This window comes from Paenibacillus maysiensis (assembly GCF_000520815.1).
GTDB classification, from domain to species: Bacteria; Bacillota; Bacilli; order Paenibacillales; family Paenibacillaceae; genus Paenibacillus; species Paenibacillus maysiensis.
In genome coordinates this window covers 91,392-97,579 of the sequence record NZ_ASRY01000025.1, presented here as the reverse complement: position 1 = coordinate 97,579, position 6,188 = coordinate 91,392, and the positions used below count along the sequence as shown (strand labels likewise).

Below are 6,188 nucleotides of genomic sequence, written 5' to 3'. Positions count from 1 at the left end.
ACTAACGGCTGCCGCGCAAGCCGAGCTTGCAGATCAAGCGGAAGTCTCAGCCTGGGCATCCGCTGCAGTACAGAAAGGAATCAATAATGGCTTGTTCACAGGACACGGTTCGGGCCGGTTCATACCACTTGAATTCATGAACCGCGCTGAATGCGCTCAGGTGATCTCTAAGCTGGTCGAATGAAATTTGCAAGTTCATACTAAGTTGCTGTTGAGGCTACTGAGTTAATCTCGGTAGTCTTTTCAGTGCGCACAAGAAAAAATGTAGCGTGTACCACCATTAATTCACTAATACACATCATCACGAATTGGGGGGATTGAATTAATTGTTGTTCTATCTGGTGATCCTACAATGGTACAAGTGAAGAGAATAACTTCATAAAATCATAAAGAGTGGATCTATTTGATTAAGGTGGATTTAGATAAGAATATTCCCATAGTGGAATTGGTTGTATAGAAATTGATAGCAGTCCCATATAGTTTCACGCGTACATGGACTAATCCAAACTTACAGCATCTTTCCAAATTGTGTGCACGCAAAACCCTTCCTAGTTTGTTCTGGTCCGGATTATGAAGAGCGTAGACAAGCTACATTTGTTAGAATACAGCAAGAGGAGTAGACCATTAAATCTATTGTTCTTTTAAATTACGCATAACTCTTGTTATACGAAATCGACGAAGCAAAAAGATTGAAGGGCCTACTGCGTATTAATAAATCCTTTTGCAGCATTAATGAAGAAGTATCTAATTGCCCCGAGTCAGGAGGAAGTCAAGGCGACCACTGCGCTGTTGAGGAGACCAGGAACAACGTTATATATCCGTGATAGCTTGGCGGACCCAGGGGTGCAGTATATTTGGCCGTAGTGGGGGATTTGCCCTAGAGTGCAGGCGCTACACTTTTGGCTGCCTCTCGATCATCGATATTCCAGAACACGGCCAGTTGTAGTATAGCAGAAGCATCAATAATCTAAAAAAGTCGTGTATGTAAAAAAAGCGGTGTTTGTGACGCGAAAACTGATGATGCAAGCTTAAAACAGACCAAATTTAGCATACTCTGACGGAACCTTCTAGCTTTTTACGCTTGCAAGGGATGAGTCGATGAGGTCAACGCATATAGACAAAGCATGGTATCCTCAGACTCCAGGCTTTTGAGTGCAAAACCGAAACCTGTTTTGAATTCGCTCCGGATTATCTGCAGCAAATGGTAAAACTACTCCTATATTACGATACTCAGGACTATCTCTATTGGGGTGAAGCATCATGAAGAAAACGGGCTGACTGAATAATGCCAAGACAATGCGTCAGACGATGATTCATCAGGAATTCAAGCTGGTAAGTGGACGAATATTAAACATCTGTGTGGTGAAATCCCCGGAGTATATCCGGTTCACTAGAATCTATATCGGTTTTTGTGTGCAGGATTTTGGCGGAACGCGTAAATATTATGATTTGAATATTTGTAAAAGATAACTCCTTTGTTCACCAGGGCCATCTTATTGTTAAGCATCACTCACTATAGAGAAAATGAACATAGTCATATTTATAGTTGTATAACATTTTGATAGAATATTCGTATAAATACACAACATATTATGTGGAATACAGTCTCGTGGTCACCCGTCAGGGTGAGAAGGGATGGGTACCGAATAAAGTAATCACCCCATTAGAACTTTAAAATACGATTGCTTTTTATAATGAATAGGCTCCTCATACAATATTACTGACGTTTTTTTAACCACTTCGATTGCAAAACCGCATATTGATACTCATCTACCCAATGGCCTTTGATCATATAGTTTTCGAGCAAATGCCCTTCAAGTCTCATGCCTAGGCGTTCAAGCAATTGAATGGATTTTGTATTGCGTACATCGGTAAAAGCGATCATTTTATGTTTATTCAGCGAGCCAAAAACATAGTCAAGCAGGGCACAAAGTGCCTCATGCATATATCCTTTTCCTTGGTACTCAGGTGCGAGAGTGAATCCGAGCTCGACAATTCGAGGTTCGGCACCGATTGTATGAATGGCGCAATCCCCAATCAATCGATCAGACGTACCCAAAGCAATTGCGTATTGAAACCACGTCCCAGGCTGATTAGGGGAAGTTGCCATTTGTTTGCTGACAAATGCTTCAGCATCTTCAAGCGTATAATTTTCCCAGGATTGAAAACGGGAAGCTTCTGGATTAGACCGGTATTGATAGAAGGGCTGCACATCGTGTATACCGAACTGCCGAATTACCAGACGCTCCGAAACTGCAAATACTTCGTTCGATTTCTCCATAAGCAAACCTCACTTGTTCTCTTTGATTTTCACTATTCTCCAAAGGCTACCAAACGATTCTGCTGCATCTCAGCCCGTTTTGGATTTAAAAAATTCAATCAGCCATTCCGACAGCTGCTGCTGCGCTTTGCTGATGAATCGGTCCGCGTAGTATGTCAGCTCCATGTGACGAACAGGTGCAGGTCCAGCAATCGGTATCGTTACGATATCTTCCCAGCCCGAATGCTGTTTTAACAGTTCTCTCGGCTGAATTGTGGCACCAATGCCAGCGGCAACCAACTGCAGCAGGGAAGATGCGGACCCTGCCTCCATAACTGTAGTTAACTCCAGGCCTTGTTCCCGACAAACCTCATCCACCAAATCTCTACCCAAATACCCTTTCGGGTACATCACCAGAGCCAGTTGCGCCAATTCCTCAAGGGTGACCTCCTGTTTCTTCGCCAGCTCACTTGATGAATGAACAAACAGTTCATATGGCTCACTTCCCAGCGGAATCTGCACCAGTCGTTTATCCATGGGACCACGCAGCCCAATACCTAGATCCACTTTATGTGCCAGTACTTCGTCCCGGACGTAGATCGTTGAAAAGGCCTGCAGCTTGGTGTCGGGGTACATCATCTTGAATTCAATAAAGAGCGGAACGAGCTGAAAATCAAGATCGGAGGGCAGTACAGCCAGCCGAACGGTTCCACGTTTCTCGGATAACAGCTCTTTAATCGCACTTTTGGCATCCATTTCAGCCTGAAGCATTTTCATGCCATATTGGTGAAGCAGCCTGCCAGCCTCGGTTGCAACTACCTTTTTGCCAATCCGATCGAAAAGCGGCATGCCCACTTCCGCTTCCAGCAGACGAATCTGCTGACTCAGCGTAGGCTGCGAAATGCCCAAAATCTCTGCCGCCTTCGTAAAGTGAAGATGCTCATAGACTGCCATAAAATACGTTATATTTCGGGTGTCCATCTTTATCATCTCCACCTATCATAGTATTTTACTATCATAATAATACGAATTATTGGATTGATCAATGAAAAAGGCAGACTTATACTCAAAGTGACTTCAACAAGACTCAGGAGGAAGAGAACGGTGAAAAAAACATTCTATTTATTTGCTCTATTTATCGCGGCATTGAACCTGCGTCCTATCATTACTTCAGTGGCATCCATGATGGGTATGATTCAATCCGAGCTCAGTATAAGCGCGTTGACAGCAAGCCTTTTGACAACACTGCCTGTCCTGTGTATGGGACTGTTTGCCCCGGCCGCCACAGCGTTAAGTCAGCGGTTGGGTCTGGAACGAACCCTTTTTATATCGCTGCTTCTCATCACATTAGCTACTGCACTACGCGGTGCAGATCGATCTGTCACTATACTGCTGGTTACCGCTTTGTGCGGAGGGATCGGGATCAGCTTCGCTGGCCCGCTGCTGTCCAGTTTTATCAAAAAGTACTTTCCCGGCCGCCCCGGCATTGTCAGTATCTATTCCGTCTCCATGACCATTGGTGCAGCACTGGCATCAGGGTTAACCATTCCCATCTATAATCATAGTCAGCATAATCTTTCAATGGCCTTGTCCTGCTGGGCTGTGCTTGGAGTCATCGCTCTAATCTTCTGGATGGCACTTATTCGAAAAAAACTACCTTCAAACAGCAAGGCACAACGTCTCAGACTGCCGCTTGGCAACAAAAAGGCGATTCAATTCACCTTATTTTTTGGGTTCATGGCCAGCATGTTCTATAGCTTGACGGCCTGGATTTCACCAATTGCCCTTAGCTTTGGATACAGCACACAAGATGCAGCGATGCTGCTCACCTTATTCACACTGAGTCAAGTACCTGTTGCGCTGCTCGTTCCAAATCTTGTGAATCGCTCAGGGAAGCTCAAACGGTGGCTGGTCTTGTGCAGTGTGTCCGAACTCATTGGTCTAGCATTACTTTTGTCACCTGTTCCAATGCTTTCAGCCGTACTTTTTCTGGGTGTAGGTGCTGGTGGATTATTTCCTCTGGCACTGATGCTGCCTATTGTGGAAACGGGCACGGCGGAGGAAGCGGGAACCTGGTCGGCGATGTCACAGATGGGAGGTTATATTATGGGTGCTTTCGGCCCGCTTGTTATCGGATGGATCTTTGATCTCAGCGGACATTTCAACGCCTCAATCATGGCTATGCTGGTCATCGTGGTGCTGATGATTAGTGTACAGCTGTCCATGTCTATGGGGAGAAAAGCTGCAGAGGCACCTCATAAGCCGTAAAAGAACCAAGAAGATACAAGTCGCCGTAACAGGTGTCACTAGCTTTCACAGCACAAATTGCCGCAGCCTATGTTCTATTAGGCTTGCGGCGATTTTTCATGCTAAAGGGCTTCAGCTTCAAGATTCAACGAGTGCAACCGCGACTCTCGCCGCAGCAATAACCCGATGCCTAATGAAGCAATACCAATGATCGAAATACATGCCCCCAGCTCTACACTGTAAAAACCCAATTCACCGTGTCGGAAGGCCATACCACGGATCATACGATTGAGCCAGTTCATAGGCAGAGCCCAAGCTGTAACTTGAAAGAACGTTGGAAACGCAAGCGGTGTTAATTGAATACCCGTTACGAGAAATGAAGGGTACAGGATGAGACTCATTCGTGCACCGACTTTGGACACGTCTGGAACAGAATATCCGAGCAGCATCGCAAGCAAACATAATGCCATGGAATACAGCAGTAAAGGAAAGATAAAGATATAAGGAGCTGCTTCAAATCGCATATGCCCCACCTGCTTTAACATCCCGTAACTAAGCAGAGAGGAGCAGGTGCATAATATCGCATAAGGCAGGGCCCGAATCCAAAGCTGGAAGGGGGAATTTCCCGCAGACAATAGCTTGCCTTCTTGCCGAAGGCGGGATGTGATCGCTCCAGCCGCACCTGTCGTGAGCATCAGAATAATGATATTAACGAATCCAATCACCATCGTACCCATATAACTTGAGGTTGGGTTATATAACATGCGCTGCACCAGAGATAGAGGGAACACCAAATTTTGGGCTGATTCCATATCTAGTCCGGTTTGAGTAAGACGTGTTAGAGCAAGCGTCATATTCTCGGTCGTTATTATTTCCTGAATTGCAGGCCGAATTCCGCTCAGGCTGGAAGGCATCGTATTGTCCATCCAGATCCCGATGCTTGAGGACAAGCCCTTGTCTTTTCGCCGCTGCAAGCCGTCCGGGATGAGGATGACTGCCACAGCCTGTTCATTCGCCAGCAGCGTATCGGGAGAGAGTCGATTGGGAAATACATTGGTGATTTCCATAGATTGAGAAGCATTGATTTTCTCAATGAGCTGTCTCGAATAGGAAGAGTGGTCCTCATCCACCACCACAACAGGTGTTTCGCTCAGCTGATTCCGGGAAAACATAAGCCCGAAAAATACAGCAGCAATCAGAGGAGCAGCAAAAATAATAATGATCCACTTACTCCCGCGTAGATGTTGCCATTCATCAGCCAGTGATTTCATCAAGCTGCACCTCCGCAGTCATACCCGGAAGCAGTTCTTCGCTTGCTGGAATCGATATTCTGATGAGAAACATACTCACATCTGCCTGTCCTTTTTCCCGCGTCATGCGCAGGTTGGCGAATTGAGGAGAAGGGGCTGCCGAAGTCACTACGCCTTCTTTTATAAGAGCTTCTTCGAAATAAGGAAAATGCACCTTTACCTTTTGCTCTGCACGAAACTTCTTAATCTGCGATTCCGGAATGTAGAGATCGACGTAAAATGCTGCTGTATTCGGCTCCGTATTCAGTATTCCCTGCTTTTTATTCTCGGCCTGACTCACGGCATCTGTACCATTTGCAATTAACAAACCGCCTGTCAAAATAATGATCAAAGTTATGACCGCATACAATCCCCATTTTAACCTCACACTC

At 45.6% G+C, this 6,188-nt stretch carries 6 protein-coding genes; 2 read left to right on the top strand and 4 right to left on the bottom strand.

What is annotated here, in order from left to right:
• A partial coding sequence (locus tag L696_RS0101965) for an S-layer homology domain-containing protein (RefSeq protein WP_025682156.1) occupies positions 1-184 on the top strand: 184 nt, incomplete at its 5' end.
• Between the two features lie 1,533 nt (positions 185-1,717).
• Here L696_RS0101965 and L696_RS0101960 read toward each other — a convergent pair.
• Both L696_RS0101960 and L696_RS0101955 read right to left on the bottom strand, forming a co-directional pair.
• Positions 1,718-2,281 (bottom strand): GNAT family N-acetyltransferase, encoded by a 564-nt coding sequence (locus tag L696_RS0101960; RefSeq protein ID WP_025682155.1) that lies wholly within the window; start codon positions 2,279-2,281, stop codon positions 1,718-1,720.
• 69 nt (positions 2,282-2,350) lie between these two features.
• Positions 2,351-3,241: a LysR family transcriptional regulator gene (locus L696_RS0101955; protein WP_025682154.1), complete on the bottom strand. Its 891-nt coding sequence runs from the start codon at positions 3,239-3,241 to the stop codon at positions 2,351-2,353.
• A 123-nt stretch (positions 3,242-3,364) separates the two neighbouring features.
• Here L696_RS0101955 and L696_RS0101950 point away from each other — a divergent pair, with 123 nt between their 5' ends.
• Positions 3,365-4,528, top strand: coding sequence for an MFS transporter (locus tag L696_RS0101950; protein ID WP_025682153.1), 1,164 nt, complete (start codon positions 3,365-3,367; stop codon positions 4,526-4,528).
• A gap of 101 nt (positions 4,529-4,629) precedes the next feature.
• Here the strand turns inward: L696_RS0101950 and L696_RS0101945 are convergent, their stop codons facing one another.
• Together L696_RS0101945 and L696_RS0101940 are read right to left on the bottom strand one after the other, a co-directional pair.
• Complete coding sequence (locus L696_RS0101945; protein ID WP_025682152.1) at positions 4,630-5,778, bottom strand: ABC transporter permease; 1,149 nt, start codon at positions 5,776-5,778, stop codon at positions 4,630-4,632.
• A complete protein-coding gene (locus L696_RS0101940) occupies positions 5,762-6,184 on the bottom strand; it encodes an HlyD family secretion protein (RefSeq protein ID WP_025682151.1) in 423 nt (140 codons plus the stop codon). The genes L696_RS0101945 and L696_RS0101940 overlap by 17 nt, the downstream gene beginning before the upstream one ends.
• Positions 6,185-6,188 lie beyond the last annotated feature (4 nt).